This is a genomic window from Novosphingobium sp. (assembly GCF_025351285.1).
GTDB lineage: Bacteria > Pseudomonadota > Alphaproteobacteria > Sphingomonadales > Sphingomonadaceae > Novosphingobium.
On the sequence record NZ_JANXWG010000018.1, the window covers coordinates 15222 to 34090 of the forward strand.

Sequence of the window (18869 nt, forward strand, 5' to 3'; positions counted from 1 at the left end):
CTCAATTTTCCTTCACCGGCTTGATTTCACCCAGCCGCACCACGCCCTTGGCGTCCTTGGGAATGTCGATCAGATAGACCGACTTGGCGTCGTCGAGCATTTCCAGCCGCCATTGCCCTGGCGCCAGTCCGGTCGCGCCAAAGCGACCGATGCGGTTGGTGAACAGCGTGACGGGCGGGTGATCGGGGTGCTTCACTTCGATTGCGGTGCCCGAAACCAGTGCCACCGGCTGACCATCGAGCCCCAGCATCGTGCCCAGCGCAGTGACGTTGTTGGCGCTGCCGACTTCGAACACATAGCCGCTGCGGTAGGCCGGGAAGACCTTGAACGCGCCTTGGCCGATGTCGGTGCCCGCTGGTGCATTGGCCACGTCGACCGCGATGTTGCGTTCCGAATAGGACGAAAGGCCCGGCATCGTCGCGGCGTGCAACGCGCCGCTGTTGGCGGTGTAGCCGTATGGTGTGGGTTCGACTACGATATCGGCGCGGCCCAGGCTGGGGTGCGGCTTGACGATGGCGAAGCTGTCATAGATCGGGCGCCCGACCGACACGCTGCCATCCGCGATCGCGATCGATGTGCCCAGCCGGAAGCTGGTGCGCTGTTGGAGGCTGGAGGAAAACGCGCTGTTGAACACGCCGAAGTGGCTCAGCCCCAGTTCGGCGCGGTTGGCGAGGTAGTTGGCATTGACCTGGACATCGCCGCCCAGATCCGACCGTTCGAAATCGGCGCTGACGTTGTAGCTGCCCACGCCCGATCCGTGGAGCGTCTGGAACGAGGCACGCGTGCGGTTGTCGCGCGTGTCGTATTCGGTGCGCACGCTGGAATAGCGGCCCAGCCGCATTGTCAGCGTGATGAAGCCGCTGAACTGGCGGCCGAGCGAATCGCGGCTGTAGCGCGCTTCGGTGGTCACGCTGGCGGTGGACGACAAGCGGTATCCCGACGACACGCGGTAATTGTGCACATCGGGCGTGGCGCCGCGCCCGTGCGAATAGCGGCCGTCGAACCCGGCGTAGAATGCCGCGTTGAACGCGTGGCTGTACCCGCCGCCCACTTCGTATTGGTAGGGGTTGTTGGGCAGCACGAACGACACCGGCGCAAACTTCCGGCTGCGGCGTTCGGCAAACAGGTTGAAGGTGTCGGCCTGACCGCCCGGGTGCTGGATCAGGCGCTGGAATGTCGCCTGGAGCGCGTATCCTTGACCGATCCCGCGCGTGGTGCTGAACGCGGCCTGCCCGCCCAGCGCTCCCAAAGGCGTGGCGATCACCGCCTCCAAACCACCCATCTGGATCATCTTGTCGGCCTGGAAATTGGTGCCGAGCGTGAGATAGTCGTTCACGCCGCGGCGGTAGAAGCCAGAGGCGACCCAATCGTTGCTGTAGACCGGCCCGCGCGGACCCAGCGGCGCGCGTACGCCGGCGTAGATCCCGAATTCGCTCAGCCCCCGAGCGAGCTGCGTCTGGTCAAGGAAAATGTTGAAGCGCAGCGTTTCATTGCGCCCAGTATCGTCGAGCACATTGAGCCGGATGTCGTTGGCGCCTTGCGCATACGGAAAATCGCGCAAGTTGTAATTGCCCGGTGCCAATTGCAGGCGGCGCACCTGCTGGCCGTTGACGATCACTTCGACCGTGGAGGCGCGCTGCAACTGAAAGCTCTGATCGCCGCGCGGGCGGATGATCTGGCCCGGGTTGAGCACGCTGTACGATCGCATGATCGAAATGCCGGCGATATCTGGCGCGGTCTGGAAGCCCCGCCCTTGCGTCTGGAGATCGCCCACCGTGACGCGGACGAGGTCTTTTAGGTCATCATAGACCAATCGGCTGCCGAGCCGCTGGAACACCGCGCCTCTGTTGCCGGGCGACACGATCGCATCGGATTCCGCGACCACCCGCCCGATCCGCGCGGCGCCGTTGAACAGAAGGATCGGGCTGGCAAGGCCTTGCGATGGGCCGCTTTCAACCAGGTCGAGCGATCCGCGCATGTTGAGATAAGCGCTGAAGGCAGCGGGTTTGAGCCGCGTGCCCACGGCGGCGCGATCGATCGGGCTGACCGACACGCCGCGCGACGCGCGCCTTTCGACCGGGATTTCGAACCGCAGTTCCAGCTTTTGCGGATCGTAGACGGTGCCGATGCCCGCCGAAGCGAATTCGTCGGGACCGATCGCCGGCTTGCCCGCCAGCTTGGTGCGCAATGCTTCGAACACGTCGGGCGCGAGCGTGGGCTGGAGCAGTTGCAGCGCGCGATCGGTCGGGAACGAGATCGCATCATCGGTGCCGATGGTGACGCCAAGGTCGCCGAGATAGGTCGATCCGTCGCGCGCCGGGATGGTCAGCGCGATGCTCCGGCCGGTGGAGTTGATCCGTCCGCTGCGTGCGGGCGGGCTCGATGGTGCGCCGGACGGCTCACCCGATGCAGGCGCAGCGGCCGCGCGAGCCAAGCCCGGCAGCAGCAGTGGCACCAGCAGCGACAGGCCGCTGATGCCGATCAACAGCCGGTGCAAGCTTCGGTGCCTGGCTCCCCCCTTTCGCATCGTTCAGCGGTCCGCGCTGAAGCTCGCGTCGATCGAGCCACCGTCCTGCGGCAGTTCGACCGGAACGGTGACCTTGCGGGTCTGGTTGCCGCCGATCAGCCCGAAGCCCATGGTTTGCTGGATTTCGGCGCCCGACAGCGTGCGGCGGAACACCTCCTTGCCGCTCGCGTCCTTCTCGACGATGCGCAAGTGGCCGTTGGCGAGATAGCCATGCGCGCCCGATGTGTTGTCGACCGTCAGCAAGGGCACCGGCTTGCCCTTGGCATCGTGCCCGATTGTGGCCGACGTCACCGCGATCGCGGGCTTCATGCCCTGCGGTTCGACACTGACCAGCACCTGGAAGTTGTAAAGGATCTGGATCGCCGACTGGCCCTGCGGCAGCTTCACCGGCAATTGCGCGACGGTGATGTAATAGTGCCGGCTGCGCTTGAGATCGGGATCGCCGACGTACTGCACGCGAAAGGTTTGCGTCTGGCCCGCCGGGATCAGGGCTTGCGGCGGAAATACCAGCAGATCGCCGTTGTCCTTGCCAGTCTGCTTGACGCCGTCGGCGGTCAGTTCCAGCTCCTGGATGGTCAGTTCGACGGGCAGCGGGTTGGCGAACGTATTCTCGACCGTAACCACTTGCGACATCGCGCGGCCCGAAGTCTGCAGGTCTATCACCACCGGCTGCACGGTCATCGCCAGCGCGGCCGGGGCCGGGAGCAATCCCGCCAAAGCACCGAACAACGGCATTGCAACACTGGACAGGGCCTTCACATCATTCTCCCGGATCGCCTTTCAGCGCCGTCTTTGGGTTCAGTTGGCGGCGTGGACTTCGATCACGATCGAATCGTCGTAGCGCCCGGCGACGAGCGGCCCGCTGCCCGCCGCGGTTGCCACGCGCAGAACGATGTTGCCTTTGCTCGGCTGCGCCGCTGTGATCGTGGCTTGGCCGGCGGTGCTGGCCTGATCGAGCGACTGGCCCGCCCAATCGAGTCCCAACCGATAACCGAGAAACTCGCTGAACCCGCCCGGTGCTGCCGATACGGCCGCCGAACCGACGCGCCGCAACCCGCCGTTGGTGGTGCGCAAGGTGACGCTGTTGGAGGCGTTGCAGGTGACCGGCAGGCTTAGCGCGATGGCGCTGGCGAGCGAAACCGCGGTCTGGCTGTCGACCAGTTGGGTGATCGCGATTTGTGCGCTCGATGCCCCAGTTACCGCGAAGCTGGCATTGGTTGCGGTATCGACGACCGGGGCGCTGAGCAGGCAAGCCGAAGGTGTGGTGCCAGCGAAGCGCAATTGCTGCAAACTGGCCTGGACTTCCTGCGCGGCTGCCGGCGCGGCCGCTATGATGCCGGCGAGTGCGAAGATGCCGAGCCCGCGCATCAGCGCGGCTCCAGGAAGATGCGGATGGTATCGCCATAAGCGCCGGCAGCCAGCGGCGCGCGTTGTTCGAGGTTCGAGGCGCCGTCGGCGATGTCGAGCCGCAGTTGCACATCGCCGGCGGTGGCGTCATCTACCGCCAGGCTCTGCTCTGACGTGCGACGGACTTTGGCGTTGGCATCGAGCGCGCCGCTGGCCGCGCCCCACTGCAGGCGCGCCTGGTAAGGCACGGCATAAGCGAACCCGCCGGCCGCTGCCCCGGTCCGTCCGTCGGTGGGCCACAAGCCGTTGTTTTGCGATTCGATGCGCAAGCTATGCGGGTAATTGCACACCGCCGAGAAGCTGATCGTCGCGCTCGATGCGCGGGCGGCGAGCGTCTGCGGATCGGCCAGTTCGACGATGCGCAAGGTATCACCGTCGATCCCGCTGACATTGGTGAGACTGCCGGTCTGGATGCGCCCGGTCTGCATCGCGCAGACTTGCGGCGCATTGCCCGTGACCGTCAGCGTGCGCGCCGCAATAGCGGACGGTGCAACTGCCGATTGGGCGACCGCCGACTGGGAGACCGCCGATGTGCCAGGCGGGGCCAGCAGCACCGCGAACGCAACCCGGCGCAGCACGCGCCGATGATTGCGTGAGCGGTCTTGCTGGAAATGCGGCACGATCAGTTGGTTGCCGTCAGCGTGACGGTTACGGTGCCGCTGTAGTTGGTATCCGCCACCAACCGCAGACTGCTGCCGCCCGTGGTTGCGAAGCTTCCGATGCCCACGGTGATGTCGCCGGTAAAGGCTGTGTTGCGGGTCTGCGTGGCGGCAGGGTTGGTCGCGGCGGCGGTGCCGAAGCTGGCCGGCGTGGTGGTCCAACCCGAAGCCGTGGCGGTGTAGTCGACCGTGCGCGCAAAACCGGTGGGGGCGGTGGCGGTGAAGGTTTGCGCGGCAATCGGGCTGGCAGCGACGGTGATCGTGCTGCGCGACGTGCAGAATGATCCGGTCAGCACGCGGGCAGGGGCGGCAAGATCGGTGCGCAGCAGGCCGGTGGTGGTGTCGGTCAACACGCCGAGATCGAACGTGGCGCTGCCGCCGGTGATCGTGCCGCCGACGCATTGCGTGGGAACGCTGCCGATCACGTTGAGGGTTTGGGTTGCCACCGCCGATGCTGCCGGGGTCGGCGTGCCCGATGGCGTTTTGATCGGGACCGTCTGGGCAATTGCGGGTGCCGCCTGGACCGCAAGCGCGGCAATCAGGGCGGCAGAAGCAAGGGATCGATGAAGCATGGCAAGTCTCCGGTTGGGGGCGGTTCGGGTGATTGGGGAAGGCATGGTCATTCGAATGTCATGGACTTGGGCAAGCGGCGCGCGCCATCAGGCACCCGGAGCGATGGTGACGGCGATGCTGCCCTTGTAGCTGGCGTCAGCGACAAGGATGTCGGCAGCGCCGGCCGTGTGGAAAGCTGATGCGGTCAGCACGACGTTGCCCGGGCTGTTGGCGATGCGGCCTTCGCCAGCGGACAGCGTGTGCGAGGCGCTTGACCCGCTGGCGGTGGAGAGCACCACCGGCGCCGATGCGGTGGTGAGGAAAGACACCGTTGCGGTAAAGGCGACCGCGTTGGCAAAGCCGGCGGGCGGGGTGCCGGTGTTGGTCTGCGCCGACAAGGGTGACGCGCTGATGCTGACGGTAGGCGCCGCAGTGTTGCACACCACGCTGATTGCCGCGACGGCGTTGGCGAACTGGCCTTCGATGCCAGAGCGCAAGGTGCCATTGGCGGCGGCCAGTTCGCCCAGCGCAACCGTCTGATCCAGGCTCGTGCCGCTGCCCGATGCCGCAACGCCGCAACGCGACGCCACGCTACCGGTCAGGTTGACGGTGCCGGTAGTACTTTGCGCACTCTTGGTGATTTGCGCGCCAGCCGGTTGCGCCAGCGTTGCCATTGCGGCGGCCAGCGCCAGCCAGACTTGCCGGACTGTTACGAGTCGCGCTGTCATGAGGTGCCTTGTCACGAAGATGGCGCGACCGTAACGGTGAGCGTGTCGGCGTATGCGCCCGCAACCAGTATATTCGTGCCCGCATATGGCGGGGCGCTGACACGCATGAACGATCCGGGCTGACCGGATGTGGCCGCCGGTATCAGCATTCCTTCTGTGGCCGATGCAGTGCCCGCAAGCACACAGCCCGAACCGGAGCTTGCACCCGTTGGCGCCACCAATTGCGCGGCGGGGCACGATGCTTCACTGGTTCCCGTGGTCAGCGCGATGCTGACCGAGACCGTATAGGGTGCAAGGCTGGCGTAACCTGGCGCCGCCTGCGGCAGATCGGTCTTGAGCCCGAAATTGCGCGATGCGATCGCAATGCGCGAGGGGCCGTTGCAGTCAAGTGTGAAGGCGAAATCGTTCGACCATCCCATACGGTCGATCGCGCCGGCGTCGAAAGTTCCGGCTGGCGCGGCACCGGCGGCAAAACCGCAGCGCGCGCTGACCGATGCGGATACCGGGATCGCGAACGATACGAAGGCCGGTGATCCTTCGTAAGTGGCCGTCATCGCCTGTGCTTTGGCCGAAATAGAGCAGAAACAGCCAAAAACAGCAGCCAGCAGCGCTGATAGATGCAACAACAAGGTTTTTGTATGATTCAATGCCGTGCAATCCTGTTTGAGCAACCGCGTTCAGGGTCAGACAGCAGCACTGCAATCGCAAATGACGCCACACAGATGAAAGTTGGTTCTTTCGCCAGACCAGACGAGCTGGTTAATTGCTTTGCGGCATGTAGTTTAAGGGGAGAATGCGCGATAAGCGTCGCGATTGCTGTTGACAGTTAAAAAATGCCATTTTTGCGTGCTTATTCGATGCAAAATGGAGGGGGTTTCTGCCAATTTTATCGATGCGTATAGTTACGCAGTGCCATGCCATCCGGTCGAGGCGCTTTGAAACGCCCAGTCGTGCCTTGCGAATCGGTGCAAGATTGTCTGCGCCCGCCACAGGAGGCCTGCAGCAGCGGGGTTGCAACGCGCCTGCATCGGGGCCAATCAGGGATGCACGACCGGGAAGTTCGATCGGCCTGCGGAACCGCTGGTTGCGGCCGGCATTGTCGGAGGCACTCGCGGTCGCGCAGTGTCACCTTCTCGGGACCGGACCTCTTCTCGGGACCGGACCTGGCGTAAGCACAATGTCTTGGGGTCCAACCTATCCAATGGAGCGCAAATTCACCCGCGATGACTGAAAAAGACCTCTCGACCCGCAAATTCTACAAGGCCGAACAGGAAGCCGTGTTCGACGAGGCGCATCCCAAGGATACGCCGCAGACGCAGAGCGCATCCTACATGCTGGCCTTCCGCGACACCGATTTCCTGCTGCGCGAGGAATTGCGCCCGGTGCGCTTTCAGCTCGAACTGCTGAAAACCGAGATGCTGCTTGAGGAGGCCGGCATCGGCTCCACGCTGGTGTGCTACGGCTCGGCGCGGATACCTTCGCCCGAAGCGGCCGAGGCGATGATCGCCGCCGCCCCGCCCGAACGCAAGGAAGTGGTCGAGCGGCTGGCCGCCAAATCGAAGTATTACGCAGAAGCGCGCAAGCTGGCCGAGATCGCCAGCAATTGCGCGATCGTGGAAAAGGGCATGCGCCAATTCGTGATCTGCTCGGGTGGCGGACCATCGATCATGGAAGCGGCCAACCGCGGTGCGCGCGATGCCGGGGCGGAATCGATCGGGCTCAACATCGTGTTGCCGCACGAACAGGCGCCCAACGAATTCGTGACTCCGCGGCTGGCGTTCCAGTTCCACTATTTCGCGCTGCGCAAGATGCACTTCCTGCTCCGTGCCCGCGCGGTGGCGGTGTTCCCGGGTGGGTTCGGCACGCTCGACGAGTTCATGGAACTGCTCACCCTGATCCAGACCGGCAAGATGAAGCCGATCCCGATCCTGCTGTTCGGCAAGGAATTCTGGGACAAGGTGATCAATTTTCAGGCGCTGGCCGATGAAGGCGTGGTCAACCACACCGATCTGAATCTGTTCCACTGGACCGAAACGGCCGAGGAAGCCTGGGCGCACATCACCGAGTTCTACAAGCTGGATTGATCGTCCGATCCGGGTTTAAAACTTGTCCTGACGTCGGATTCGGGCCGGCCGCGCGGCGTTCCATCGCATTCATCGCTCGCTTCGTCGATGGGGCGCGGCTGGATTTGTGCGGCCTGCTGCCCGGTCTATTCCTAAACTCAATTGTAATTGCCGAATAAAATCAGACCATTTCCGTGTTATCGCGCGAAAATGTCATTCATCGTGCCAGTTGTCCGTAAAAAATGTAGAATCCATACAATCGAATCGCCACGAAGCGGGAGTAATTTACTCAAGTCCCCAAGGTCTGATCGAATCATTCAGCTAGGGATTGAGGTCGCGCAAGCATTGCCAGCGATAAATTGCAAAAAAGGTATCAGCTTTGTTAGTTAATTTATTGCAATCAAACTTACGCGAGAGGGACCATACAATGACCTGCAACTGCTTTATTATCCCCGACGATGTGCTCGAACGCTTCGCTTCCGATCCTCAATTGTCCGACGAAGTGCGGCAGAACTTCCACCACAGCGCGGCGCTTAGCCGGGGCATGCGTTCAGTGCGCGACCGCAACAACGCGCTGACGATGACCGCGATCAGCCTGCCGTTCCCACGCCCACCGTTTCCGTTTCCGCTGCCGCACCGGCTGCCGGTGGGCCAGGTGTTCGATTGCCATCACGGCACCACGCTGCCGGGCGCCGCGGTCGCCAACCCCGGCGCATCGGCCGATCCCACAATCAAGCGCGCCTATGTCGAGGAAGAAAGCGTCGCGCGGTTCTACTGGAACGTGTTCAAGCGCGATTCGATCGACGGTCATCACATGACGCTGATCTCGTCGGTCCACTATGGCGTGAAATACAACAACGCCTTCTGGAACGGCGCGCAGATGACGTACGGCGATGGCGATGGCCAGGTGTTCCTCGATTTCACGCTGGGCGATGACGTGATCGGGCACGAACTGACCCATGGCGTCACCCAGCACAGCCTGGGGCTGGTCTATTCGGGCGAGGCCGGCGGGCTCAACGAAAGCATGTCCGACGTGTTCGGATCGATGTTCCGCCAGTGGGAAAAGAGCCAGACCACAGCCACGGCCGATTGGCTGATCGGTGCCGACATCATGGGGCCGGTGTCCAAGGGCAAGGGCTATACCTGCCTGCGCGACATGGCGGCGCCCAAGGCCGCGCACGCGTTGGCAGCGCAGCCCGATCACTATTACCCCGGCATCGGCAACCTCGATCCGCATTACTCCAGCGGGGTGCCCAATCTGGCCTTCACCAACGCCGCCAAGGCGATCGGCGGGCACAGTTGGGAAAAGGCCGGCCAGGTCTGGTACAAGGCGCTGACCGGCTTCGGACCGAGCCCGAACATGACCATGTCTCAATTTGCGAGCAGAACCCGTGCGCTATCCACATCGATGTTTCCGGCGGAACCTGCGGTCCATACTGCCGTTCATAATGCCTGGACTGGTGTGGGGCTGTAGCGGCTCGCATGGTGGAACCCACGAACATGCAATCCAGACAGCGGAGGCGAAAGGCATGGGCGTGGTGACGATCGAGGAAAAGGGCGGGTTCGTCGGTGCAGGAATGCCCGGCGGACACGTCCACACCCGCGGCGAGATGGCCTGGGACGCGTTGTCCCAGGCCGATCGTGCGACGATCGACACCTTGTTTGCGGCAAAAAGGCCCGTCAACGCGAACTTGTACTATCGCTTGTCTCGCAGCGGGCCGGCCGGCACCGAAGCCGTCGACGCGTTGCGCGAAGCTGTGCCGGCAGCGCTGCTGGCGCGCGTGAAGACGACTTTGGACTAGAGATCCGCCGTTGGAACCCGGCACCCGGCCCACAATCGCCGCCCGATAGCCCCGGGCCCGGTACGATATCGAGCCGGGGCTGCCGGCGAGGGGCATTGTTCAGGACACGCCCCCCCGTCCGGGACAATGCCCCTGACCTTTGGGCGCTTCGTTCAGTCGCGCCACTGCGCTGCGGTCACCGCGTGGTGGCCGAGCGGGCCACTGCCCTGGCCGAACCCGGGCGCCGCTTCGAGCGCCGCGCGGACGAAGGCGCGCGCACGCGCGATGGCTGTAGGCAGCGGCAGACCCTGGCCGAGCAGGCAGGCGATCGCGCTCGAAAGCGTGCAGCCGGTGCCGTGGCTGTGGCGCGTGGCAATGCGCGGGGCGCTCCAGCTTTGCACCGGTTGGCCGGGCATGTGGAGGTGGTCGGTCACGATCTCGCCGGGCGCATCGCCGCCTTTGGCCAGGAAGGTGATCCCGCGCGCGGCGAGCGCTTCGGCACCGCCCAGCGCGGCCAGTTCAACAACATTGGGCGTGACCAGCGTGGCCAGCGTCATCAGGCGGTCGAACGCGGCAATGGTGGCAGGGTCAGCGAGTGCTGCGCCCGAGGTGGCCATCATCACCGGATCGAACACCACCGGCACGCGCGCCTGCTCGATCCGGTCCGCAACAAGCGCGGCAATCGCAGCCGAGCCGAGCATCCCGATCTTGATTGCATCGACGCCGATGTCGGCAATGCACGCATCGATCTGCGCCGCTACCAGCGCAGGATCGAGCACCATCGCCGCGTGGACCCCGGTGCTGTCCTGCGCGGTGACGGCGGTGATCGCGGTCATCGCGTAGCCGCCCATCATGGTGATCGTCTTGATATCGGCCTGGATACCCGCGCCGCCAGAGCTATCCGATCCGGCGATGCTGAGGACGCGAGCGGGACGGCTCATGCGGCCTTGAACCGCCGTTCGGTCGAGGGCGCCGCCTTGGCATGGTGCTTTTTCGCACGGGTCGGTCGGTCGAGCAATTCGCCGCCGCAGTTGGGGCACAAATCGTCGAGCGCTTCGGCGCATTCGGCGCAGAAGGTGCATTCGAACGAACAGATGAACGCGCCCGAGGCCTCGGCGGGGAGGTCGGTGCCGCAGCGTTCGCAATCGGGGCGCATTTCGAGCATCTGTTGTCCTAACCAAAACCCGTTCGCGCTGAGCTTGTCAAAGCGCTGCACTTCTTTGTGCGCGGCGCGAGTCTGGGCTCAACAAGAAAACCAGTCCTTCGACAAGCTCAGGACGAACGGAAACAGGGTGGTGTTCAAGCCGCCTTGCGCACCGCGTCGCAGATCGTGTCGACCACTTGTTCGACTTCGGCGGCATCGTCACCTTCGGCCATCACGCGGATCACGGGTTCGGTGCCCGATGGGCGGATCACCAGCCGTCCGCGCCCGGTCAATTGCGCCTCGGCGTGCGCGATCACGTCCTTGACCGCCTGCTTGTCGAGCGGCTTGCCCCCGGATGCCTTGGCGTCGAAGCGCACGTTCTTGAGCAGTTGCGGCACTGGATCGAACTGGTGGAGCAACTCGCTCGCGGGTTTGCCGCTATCGACCAATGCGGCGAGCACTTGCAGCGCGGCAATCGTGCCGTCACCCGTTGTTGCGTGATCGGCCAGGATCATGTGGCCCGATTGCTCGCCGCCCAGGTTGAACCCGCCTTCGCGCATGCGTTCGAGCACATAGCGGTCGCCCACCGACGTACGTTCCAGCGTCAGGCCCAGCGCTTGCAGATACCGTTCGAGGCCGAGGTTGGACATCACCGTCGCCACCACACCGCCGCCGGTCAGCTTGCCCTGGCGGTGCAATTGGCTGCCGATCAGCGCCATGATCTGGTCGCCGTCGACGGCTTGCGATTTTTCATCGACCACGATCAGCCGGTCGGCATCGCCATCCAATGCGATGCCGATATCGGCGCGCACTTCGCGGACCTTGTCCTTGAGCGCCTGGAGCGAGGTGGAGCCGACGTTGAGATTGATGTTGCGGCCGTTGGGTTCGACCCCGATCGCGATCACTTCGGCGCCCAGTTCCCACAGCACCGAGGGCGCGACGTTGTACGCCGCGCCGTTCGCGCAATCGACCACGATGCGCAAGCCATCGAGCCGCACGTTGTCGGGCAGGCTCGCCTTGATCGCGTGGATGTAGCGCCCGCGCGCGTCTTCGATGCGGCGCGCACGGCCGACTTCGCTGGCGTCGGCCAGCGGGATTTCGGTTGCCAGCAGCGCCTCGATCGCCAGTTCGTCTTCATCCGACAGCTTGTAGCCGTCGGGCCCGAACAACTTGATGCCGTTGTCCTCGAACGGGTTGTGGCTGGCCGAGATCATCACGCCCAGATCGGCGCGCATCGACCGCGTCAGCATCGCCACCGCCGGGGTGGGCATCGGGCCGAGCAGGACCACGTCCATCCCCACCGAAGTGAAGCCCGCGACCATCGCGCTTTCCATCATGTAGCCCGAAAGCCGCGTGTCCTTGCCGATGACCACGCGGTGGCGGTGATCTCCGCGCAGGAAGAACGCGCCGGCCGCCTGGCCGACTTTCATCGCGGTGGCGGCGGTCATCACGCCGGCGTTGGTGCGGCCCCGGATGCCGTCTGTGCCGAAAAACTTGCGTGCCATTGCGTGCCTGGTGCTTCCCAAATGCATTGCGGTTGCGTTGCTGTTGCAGTGGCGTCCTATACGATTATTGTCACCAGCGCATGAACCAAGATTTGAACGATCCGCCTGCTGCTGACGCGGCTCCGTTGTTGCCCGCCATTGCCCAGGTCCCTGCGGGCTGGACTTTCGGCGCGCTGGCGGGGGGCTTGCTGGGCGGGCTGCTGCTGGCATTCTGGTCGCCGGGCGCGATGCCCACGGTGCTGGGCATCGTCCAGCCGATCGGCGAATTGTGGCTGCGCGCCTTGCAGGCTACGATCGTGCCGCTGGTGGCCGCGCTGCTGTTCACCGGCGTGGTGCAGACCGTGGCGACCGCCAGCGCAGGCGCCATGGCGCGGCGCAGTTTGGGCTATTTCCTGGCATTCCTGGGCTTCAGCGCGCTGGCGGCGTTGATCGTGACCCCGGCGCTGCTGGCGCTGTTGCCGATCCCGGGCAATGCCGAAGCGCTGCGGGGCAGCCTGTCCGCCGCAGCCACGCCCGCCGCGAACGCGGTGCCCGGCCTCGCCGAATACCTCAAGTCGATCGTGCCGACCAACGTGATCGATGCCGCGGCCAACGATCGCATGCTGCCGCTGATCCTGTTCATGGCGGTGTTCGCGATCGCCACGACGCGGCTGCCCGCGCCGCAGCGCGACTTGCTCTCCACCTTCTTCGCGGCAATCGCCTCGGCCATGCTGGTGGTGATCGGCTGGGTTCTGGCGATCGCGCCGCTCGGCGTGTTCGCGCTGGGACTGACGGTGGCGGCGAAAACCGGCGCGGGTGCGATCGGCGCGCTGATCCACTATGTGCTGATCGTGGCGCTTACCGGCACGGTGATCCTGCTGGCCGGCTATGCCTTTGCCGTGCTGGTGGCACGGCAAAGGCTGGGCGCCTTTGCCCGCGCGCTGATCCCGGTGCAGATATTCGCGTTTTCGACGCAGTCCTCGCTGGCTTCGCTGCCCGCCATGCTTGGCGCATGCAAGCGGCTGGGGGTGCGCGACACGACTTCGGAATTCGTGATGCCGCTGGCGGTTTCGCTGTTCCGCGCGACCAGCCCGGCGATGAACCTGGCGGTCGTGATCTACGTCGCCAAATGGTACGGCGTGACGATGACCCCGGAGGCGATGGTTTCGGGCTGGGTCATGGCGATCCTGGTGTCGCTGTCGTCGGTCAGCCTGCCAGGCACGATCAGCTTCATCGCCTCGGTCGGGCCGATCGCGATCGCGATGGGGGTTCCGGTCAGCCCGCTGGCGCTGCTCGTTGCAGTCGAGGTGCTGCCCGACCTGATGCGCACGCTTGGCAACGTGACCATGGACGTGGCCGCAACTGCGGCGGTCGATCGGAGCGAGGATCGCGCGGGCCGGGCCTGACGCGCGACCAATCGTCAGGCGCGACGGAAACCGCCGGCGGTGCAGATCGTTCGAACAGCAGGGCCCCATCAGTGGCCCACGGCTTCCCCCCGATCAAAGGACTTCGATCATGGCCATCACGCTTCCCGCCCTGCCTTATCCCGAGGACGCGCTCGCCCCCGCGATCTCGGCCACCACGCTGCAAACGCACCATGGCAAGCACCACAAGGCCTATGTCGACAAGACCAACGATGCGGTGAAGGACGGCCCGCTGGCGAGCGCCTCGCTCGAGGACATCATCAGGGCCGCGCGCGACAAGGGCGACAAGCCGCTGTTCAACAACGCTGCGCAGGCCTGGAACCACGGCTTCTACTGGCAAAGCCTGAGCCCGGCGAAACAGGCGCCATCGGCTGCGCTGGCCGATGCAATCGGGCAGGCGTTCGGTTCGATCGAAGGCTTGGGCAAGGAACTGGCCAAGCAGGGCACTGCGCACTTCGCTTCGGGTTGGGTATGGCTGGTCGCGCGCGGGAATGCGCTGGCGGTCGAGCAGACGCACGATGCCGAAACCTTCGCGGACACTGAAGCGCGCCCGCTGCTGGTGATCGACTTGTGGGAGCACGCCTACTACCTCGATCACAAGAACGTGCGGCCCGATTACCTCAAGCAGGTGATCGCCGACCATCTGGCTTGGGACTTCGCTTCGCGCAATTTCGAGGCTTCGGGCACCTGGACTTATCCTGCGATGCAACTCACTTCGGCCTGAACGGGCTGAAGAACGTGAAAAGGGCCGGCACCTTGCGGTGTCGGCCCTTTTCGTTTGAAGCTTCAAAATGGTTGCGCGCTGTCAGCTTTGGCCGTGCGTTTCGCCGCCGTGGTCCTTGGCTTCTTCTTCGGCCTTGCGCAGCGCGTCGCCTTCGGGACCGTCGAGCGCATCGGCGGCATCGCGCGCGAGCTGCGGCATGTCCTTGCCCTTCTTGTCGAGAAATTCCTTGGTCCGCTCGTCGTATTCGCGGGTGCCCTCGTAGCTGCCTTCACCATGTTGGTTTTTATCGGTCATCGCCTGTCTCCTTCAAGGATGTCAGGACTCTAACCGACGTCAGGAAAACACGTTCCCGCAAAGTCGGCCGGCCTACTTGGCCGATTGGACCGTCCGGTCGAGTTCGAGCATGATCGCATCCTGCGCGACCGCATCGTCGGTGCTGCGGCGTGGCAGGTTGCCGCTTTCGATCATCGCGCTCAACGTCGCGCGGGCCCGGCCCACGCGGCTTTTGATCGTGCCCACTGCGCAATCGCAGATCTGCGCGGCTTCTTCGTAGCTGAACCCGCCGGCACCGACGAGCAGCAGCGCCTCGCGCCGTTCGGGCGGAAGTTGCAGCAGCGCACGGTGCATGTCCGACAAGTGCAGCGGCCCTTCCTGCGCGGCCGGTGCCACCAGAATGCGTTCAGCCACGGTTTCATCGTAATCGCCACGAAAGCGGTTGCGGCGCATGTCGGTGAGGTAGGCATTGCGCAGGATCACGAAGGTCCACGCGCGCATCGATGTACCGGGTTCGAAGCGTGCTTGTGCCGCCCATGCCTTCAGCAGGGCTTCCTGAACGAGATCGTCGGCCATATCGGGCCGACCGCACAGGCCGCGTGCAAAAGCGCGCAAGTGCGGGATGACCGCAGTCAGCTCGCGCTTGAATTCGGCTGCCGCAGCCGCCGTAACAGGCTTCGGCGTCACCGGAACAGTTTCGGACTCAGACATCAGACGCTGAATCCAACTGTTCGAGCAGCTTGGCGAAGGAATCCGGCAAGGGTTCCTCGACCACCGAATTGTACAACTGGCGCAGTCCGCTGGTCCAGTCGGGCGCTTGCGGCCCCCCGCCGCCTGCGTTCTTTTTGATGTTGGGTGGAGTCACTTTTTCCTCGTCCATGATGCCGCAATACGCTCCCTGCTTTGCCTGTCGGTCGTACAACGCCGCATCCTCGGGATTGCCCTTGTTGACAGGGTCGGGCAACCAGAATCCTTGCCCCGGAATCCGGCAGTCGTGTTGCGGTGGTGACACGACGTGTTCGGATATCCGGCATAGGAACGAAACAGCCGCTTCGTGGTTCCCCCCTTATGCGGAATAACCGTGCCCGCGTGCACGCCGCATTGTACACATTCGTCGCAAGCCTTGGTGGGCCTGCAATTCGGGCTTTCGGGCCGCCAATCAATGCAAGCCTTGCGGAGAGGGATCGATCTGCCGGTGCGAAGGCTCAATTCATCTGCGACCGGGATTGAAGTGCATAAGCCGTCAGCCTCAAGTTCTTTTGGCGCGAAGCCGTCTGGCGAGCATCCGCATCGCTGGTACGAACGCTATCCGCGCGCGTTGCCGGTGGGCGTGTTCGCGCTCACCCTGGGTGTAACCGCGATCAGCGTGGCCGCGGTCGAACATGCCGAAGACGGGCGGGAAGCGGCCCAGCTTTCGCAGACCACGGCGAGCATTTCTTCGGCGATCGAACGCCGGGCGGGTTCGAGCGCCATGTCGTTGCGCGCGGGCGCCGCGCTGATTGCCACGCAAACGAAGTTCGATCCGGCCACGTTCGGCCTGTTCATCGACCAGCTTGGCCAGGAAGGCCGCGCTTCGGGTGCAGAGGGCATCGGGTGGGTGGCGCGGGTCGATCCGGGGCAAGAGTCCGCGTTCGCAGCCGAAGTGCGCGCAAGCGGTGTTCCAGGCTTTGCGATCCGTCCGGATGGTGCTGCGCAAGGCGGTATGGATCGCTATGTGGTGCGCTATCTTCGCCCGGCCACCCCCCGCAACAACCGCGCGATCGGTTTCGACATGGCGAGCGAGCGGGTCCGGCGCGAAGCGATGATGAGCGCGGCGCAGTTCGGGCGGCCAACGGCTTCGGGCAAGATAGTGCTCGTTCAGGAGGACAAAGCAACGTCGCCGCCGGGCTTCGTGCTGTTCATGCCGGTTTATTCGTCCGCTGCGATGGGGCACCACTTGCGCGGGTTCGTCTACACCCCGTTCAATGCGCGCGCGTTCCTGGCATCGTCGGTCGATATCGATCGGATGTCCGGCGTTGGCTTTGCGCTTTACGATGGCGATGCTGCGCCGGCCAATCTGCTTTATCAGCGCGCCCTGGCAGGCGGTCCGGTCCGCACCGAGACGCGGCACGTGGTGGTCGCGGATCGCTCGTGGACGCTCGTCGTATCGATCCCCGACGGGACGCTGTTCAGCCCGGTCTCGCTGATGACGCTGCTGTTCGGGCTGCTGGTGGCCACGTTGCTGCTGGTGCTGGCGCGGCTGGTCACGCAGCAGGCTTCGGAAGACCGCACGACGCTCGAATGGTTCGAGCAGCAATCGTCGATCCGCAATTCGCTGGTGCGCGAACTCAACCATCGCGTGAAGAACACGCTGGCCAATGTGCTGTCGATCCTGGCGCTTACGCGCGGGCGAGCGACCGATCTGGACAGCTTTGCCCAAAGCCTCGATGGCCGGGTCCGCGCGCTTTCGGCCACGCATGATCTGCTGACCCAATCCGATTGGGGCAGCACGTCGATCCGTGCGCTGATCGAGGCCGAAATGGCGCCCTATGTCCGCGATCAGAGCGGTGGTGTGACGCTGTCGGGTGATCCGGTGATGCTGGCGCCCAACGACGCGCTGTCGCTGGGGATGGCGATCCACGAACTGGCCACCAACGCCGCCAAGTACGGCGCGCTGAGCGTCGAGGCGGGCCGGGTGTCGATTGCCTGGCGTATGGTGACCGCGCAGATCGCCCAGCTCGACTGGGCCGAAAGCGGCGGGCCGACGCTCGATCCGGTGGCATCACGCAAGCGCGGGTTCGGCACCGAACTGATCCAGAAGATTGTGGCGCACGAATTGAAGCACCCGGTCGAGCTGGAATTTCTGCCCGGTGGCGTGCGCTGCCGGCTGATGGTGGCAGTGCGTGAGGGCGGCAATTTCGCCATGCGCGAGCAGAAGCCGGGCTAATCCAGACGCCGACGCAAGACGGGCCGGGGAAGCGATTCCCCGGCCCGTTGCGTTTGGTTGTCGGCGCGCAATCAGCGCAGCGGGCGGCTCGATCCGAAGAACAGCGCCTGGCTGATTGCCGCGCGCACGGTGGCTTCGTGGAACGGCTTGGTGATCAGGTAGGTCGGTTCGGGCCGATCGCCGGTCAGCAGCCGCTCGGGATAGGCGGTGATGAAGATGACCGGCACGTCGTCGATCGCCAGGATATCGTCCACTGCATCGAGCCCTGAGCTGCCATCGGCCAACTGGATATCGGCCAGCACGAGGCCGGGGGTTTCGCGGGTGATGATCTCGCGCGCCTGGGTGCGGGTGGCGGCGGTGCCGCAGATGTCGTGGCCGAGCGCGCGGACGATGTCCTCTAGCTGCATCGAAATCAGCGGTTCGTCCTCGATGATCAGTACGCGGGTGGCCGAATCGTCGTCGATCTCGGCGATTGCTTCGTGGACTAGCGCTTCGACTTCGGCGGGTGTCGACCCGATGATCGTGGCGGTGTCCTCGATGCTGAAATCTTCGAGCGTGGTCAGCAGCAGTGCCTGGCGGTTGCGAGGCGTGATCCGCGACAACCGTTCCTGCGCCGCAACTTCATGATCGCCCGACAGTCCGTTGTTGCCAGAAGTGTCGCGCGTGTCGACATTGGCACTCGTCCACAAGTGGCTGAACGCGTGATACAATGCGACCCGGCTTTCGGCGATGGCGTTGCGCAGTTTGTCATCGGCCAGCGCGGCCTCGAGCGTGGCGCGGACGAATGCGTCACCAGCCGCCTGATTACCCGTCAGGGCGCGCGCGTAACGCCTTAGATATGGGAGGTTTCCCGCTACTTTCGCCCCAATCGACATGAAATCCCTTCCGCTTCAAGTGCGCCCGAAAAACGCGCGAGGCTGTCTCCGGTTCCCGGGGCGCTACGCACTTTGCATTATACTCTGGATCGGGCTCAAAACAGGCCCGGAAAAAAATCTTCAAATTGTTTTGCGGGCCGGGAACCGGCTTACAGGACGGTCGTTATGTCCATGTCACCACCGAGACCCCCCCTCCCGTCCAAGCGGTGGTGACACGATCCCAAGGCCTTCGCCGTTCATTCGGCGAAGGCCTTTTTTTGGTTCAATTCAAGTTTGCACTCGTCGGGGCCGGGCAAAGCGAC

Annotated in this window: 20 protein-coding genes; 6 read left to right on the forward strand and 14 right to left on the reverse strand. The window is 64.4% G+C overall.

Going from position 1 to position 18869, the window contains the following annotated elements; translation table 11 throughout:
* Position 1 precedes the first annotated feature (1 nt).
* The 7 genes from Q0R16_RS02285 to Q0R16_RS02315 all read right to left on the reverse strand — a co-directional run bounded on the left by Q0R16_RS02285 (position 2) and on the right by Q0R16_RS02315 (position 6427).
* Positions 2–2485: a fimbrial biogenesis outer membrane usher protein gene (locus Q0R16_RS02285; protein ID WP_295631392.1), complete on the reverse strand. Its 2484-nt coding sequence runs from the start codon at positions 2483–2485 to the stop codon at positions 2–4.
* Positions 2486–2530: 45 nt separating this feature from the next.
* Entirely contained in the window at positions 2531–3286 is a 756-nt protein-coding gene (locus tag Q0R16_RS02290) for a fimbria/pilus periplasmic chaperone (protein ID WP_295631394.1), read from the reverse strand.
* 39 nt (positions 3287–3325) lie between these two features.
* On the reverse strand, positions 3326–3895 hold the full coding sequence (locus Q0R16_RS02295; RefSeq protein ID WP_295631396.1) for a hypothetical protein: 570 nt from the start codon (positions 3893–3895) through the stop codon (positions 3326–3328).
* Entirely contained in the window at positions 3895–4512 is a 618-nt protein-coding gene (locus Q0R16_RS02300) for a hypothetical protein (RefSeq protein ID WP_295631398.1), read from the reverse strand. The genes Q0R16_RS02295 and Q0R16_RS02300 overlap by 1 nt, the downstream gene beginning before the upstream one ends.
* Positions 4513–4556: 44 nt before the next feature.
* Positions 4557–5165: a hypothetical protein gene (locus tag Q0R16_RS02305; RefSeq protein ID WP_295631400.1), complete on the reverse strand. Its 609-nt coding sequence runs from the start codon at positions 5163–5165 to the stop codon at positions 4557–4559.
* An 87-nt stretch (positions 5166–5252) separates the two neighbouring features.
* Complete coding sequence (locus tag Q0R16_RS02310) at positions 5253–5873, reverse strand: hypothetical protein (protein WP_295631402.1); 621 nt, start codon at positions 5871–5873, stop codon at positions 5253–5255.
* An 11-nt stretch (positions 5874–5884) separates the two neighbouring features.
* Positions 5885–6427, reverse strand: a complete 543-nt coding sequence (locus Q0R16_RS02315; protein ID WP_295631404.1) for a hypothetical protein — start codon at positions 6425–6427, stop codon at positions 5885–5887.
* 669 nt (positions 6428–7096) lie between these two features.
* Between Q0R16_RS02315 and Q0R16_RS02320 the strand changes: the two genes are divergently transcribed.
* The 3 genes from Q0R16_RS02320 to Q0R16_RS02330 all read left to right on the forward strand — a co-directional run bounded on the left by Q0R16_RS02320 (position 7097) and on the right by Q0R16_RS02330 (position 9738).
* Positions 7097–7957: an LOG family protein gene (locus Q0R16_RS02320; protein ID WP_295631406.1), complete on the forward strand. Its 861-nt coding sequence runs from the start codon at positions 7097–7099 to the stop codon at positions 7955–7957.
* Between the two features lie 406 nt (positions 7958–8363).
* Positions 8364–9410, forward strand: coding sequence for a M4 family metallopeptidase (locus tag Q0R16_RS02325; protein ID WP_295631408.1), 1047 nt, complete (start codon positions 8364–8366; stop codon positions 9408–9410).
* A gap of 55 nt (positions 9411–9465) precedes the next feature.
* On the forward strand, positions 9466–9738 hold the full coding sequence (locus tag Q0R16_RS02330; protein WP_295631410.1) for a hypothetical protein: 273 nt from the start codon (positions 9466–9468) through the stop codon (positions 9736–9738).
* A gap of 152 nt (positions 9739–9890) precedes the next feature.
* Here the strand turns inward: Q0R16_RS02330 and thiD are convergent, their stop codons facing one another.
* The 3 genes from thiD to glmM form a co-directional block, all read right to left on the reverse strand.
* Entirely contained in the window at positions 9891–10658 is a 768-nt protein-coding gene (gene thiD, locus Q0R16_RS02335; RefSeq protein WP_295631411.1) for a bifunctional hydroxymethylpyrimidine kinase/phosphomethylpyrimidine kinase, read from the reverse strand.
* The gene (locus Q0R16_RS02340) at positions 10655–10882 is read right to left on the reverse strand and encodes a DUF1272 domain-containing protein (RefSeq protein WP_295631413.1); all 228 of its coding nucleotides are present in this window, start codon (positions 10880–10882) and stop codon (positions 10655–10657) included. Before Q0R16_RS02340 ends, thiD begins: the two co-directional genes overlap by 4 nt.
* A gap of 134 nt (positions 10883–11016) precedes the next feature.
* Positions 11017–12366, reverse strand: coding sequence for a phosphoglucosamine mutase (gene glmM, locus Q0R16_RS02345; RefSeq protein WP_295631415.1), 1350 nt, complete (start codon positions 12364–12366; stop codon positions 11017–11019).
* Positions 12367–12446: 80 nt separating this feature from the next.
* Between glmM and Q0R16_RS02350 the strand changes: the two genes are divergently transcribed.
* Both Q0R16_RS02350 and Q0R16_RS02355 read left to right on the forward strand, forming a co-directional pair.
* Complete coding sequence (locus Q0R16_RS02350) at positions 12447–13751, forward strand: cation:dicarboxylase symporter family transporter (RefSeq protein WP_295631418.1); 1305 nt, start codon at positions 12447–12449, stop codon at positions 13749–13751.
* A gap of 109 nt (positions 13752–13860) precedes the next feature.
* Positions 13861–14493, forward strand: coding sequence for a superoxide dismutase (locus Q0R16_RS02355; RefSeq protein WP_295631420.1), 633 nt, complete (start codon positions 13861–13863; stop codon positions 14491–14493).
* Positions 14494–14574: 81 nt separating this feature from the next.
* On the opposite strand, the gene Q0R16_RS02360 is transcribed toward Q0R16_RS02355, so the two are convergent.
* The 3 genes from Q0R16_RS02360 to Q0R16_RS02370 all read right to left on the reverse strand — a co-directional run bounded on the left by Q0R16_RS02360 (position 14575) and on the right by Q0R16_RS02370 (position 15730).
* Positions 14575–14787, reverse strand: a complete 213-nt coding sequence (locus Q0R16_RS02360; protein ID WP_295631421.1) for a hypothetical protein — start codon at positions 14785–14787, stop codon at positions 14575–14577.
* Positions 14788–14859: 72 nt separating this feature from the next.
* A complete protein-coding gene (locus tag Q0R16_RS02365) occupies positions 14860–15477 on the reverse strand; it encodes a sigma-70 family RNA polymerase sigma factor (protein ID WP_295631422.1) in 618 nt (205 codons plus the stop codon).
* Positions 15470–15730, reverse strand: coding sequence for a NepR family anti-sigma factor (locus tag Q0R16_RS02370; RefSeq protein ID WP_295631423.1), 261 nt, complete (start codon positions 15728–15730; stop codon positions 15470–15472). The genes Q0R16_RS02365 and Q0R16_RS02370 overlap by 8 nt, the downstream gene beginning before the upstream one ends.
* A gap of 267 nt (positions 15731–15997) precedes the next feature.
* On the opposite strand from Q0R16_RS02370, the gene Q0R16_RS02375 reads away from it, so the two are divergent.
* On the forward strand, positions 15998–17692 hold the full coding sequence (locus Q0R16_RS02375) for a CHASE domain-containing protein (RefSeq protein WP_295631425.1): 1695 nt from the start codon (positions 15998–16000) through the stop codon (positions 17690–17692).
* A 71-nt stretch (positions 17693–17763) separates the two neighbouring features.
* On the opposite strand, the gene Q0R16_RS02380 is transcribed toward Q0R16_RS02375, so the two are convergent.
* Positions 17764–18567 (reverse strand): response regulator, encoded by an 804-nt coding sequence (locus tag Q0R16_RS02380; RefSeq protein ID WP_295631427.1) that lies wholly within the window; start codon positions 18565–18567, stop codon positions 17764–17766.
* Positions 18568–18869: the final 302 nt, after the last annotated feature.

Coding starts and splice junctions, on each gene's coding strand:
- Q0R16_RS02340 (WP_295631413.1), bottom strand. CDS start 10,882: ATGCTCGAAATGCGCCCCGATTGCGAACGCTGCGGCACCGACCTCCCC.
- glmM (WP_295631415.1), bottom strand. CDS start 12,366: ATGGCACGCAAGTTTTTCGGCACAGACGGCATCCGGGGCCGCACCAAC.
- Q0R16_RS02365 (WP_295631422.1), bottom strand. CDS start 15,477: ATGTCTGAGTCCGAAACTGTTCCGGTGACGCCGAAGCCTGTTACGGCG.
- Q0R16_RS02325 (WP_295631408.1), top strand. CDS start 8,364: ATGACCTGCAACTGCTTTATTATCCCCGACGATGTGCTCGAACGCTTC.
- Q0R16_RS02380 (WP_295631427.1), bottom strand. CDS start 18,567: ATGTCGATTGGGGCGAAAGTAGCGGGAAACCTCCCATATCTAAGGCGT.
- Q0R16_RS02310 (WP_295631402.1), bottom strand. CDS start 5,873: ATGACAGCGCGACTCGTAACAGTCCGGCAAGTCTGGCTGGCGCTGGCC.
- Q0R16_RS02350 (WP_295631418.1), top strand. CDS start 12,447: ATGAACCAAGATTTGAACGATCCGCCTGCTGCTGACGCGGCTCCGTTG.
- Q0R16_RS02295 (WP_295631396.1), bottom strand. CDS start 3,895: ATGCGCGGGCTCGGCATCTTCGCACTCGCCGGCATCATAGCGGCCGCG.
- Q0R16_RS02315 (WP_295631404.1), bottom strand. CDS start 6,427: ATGACGGCCACTTACGAAGGATCACCGGCCTTCGTATCGTTCGCGATC.
- Q0R16_RS02330 (WP_295631410.1), top strand. CDS start 9,466: ATGGGCGTGGTGACGATCGAGGAAAAGGGCGGGTTCGTCGGTGCAGGA.
- Q0R16_RS02320 (WP_295631406.1), top strand. CDS start 7,097: ATGACTGAAAAAGACCTCTCGACCCGCAAATTCTACAAGGCCGAACAG.
- Q0R16_RS02360 (WP_295631421.1), bottom strand. CDS start 14,787: ATGACCGATAAAAACCAACATGGTGAAGGCAGCTACGAGGGCACCCGC.
- Q0R16_RS02355 (WP_295631420.1), top strand. CDS start 13,861: ATGGCCATCACGCTTCCCGCCCTGCCTTATCCCGAGGACGCGCTCGCC.
- Q0R16_RS02305 (WP_295631400.1), bottom strand. CDS start 5,165: ATGCTTCATCGATCCCTTGCTTCTGCCGCCCTGATTGCCGCGCTTGCG.
- thiD (WP_295631411.1), bottom strand. CDS start 10,658: ATGAGCCGTCCCGCTCGCGTCCTCAGCATCGCCGGATCGGATAGCTCT.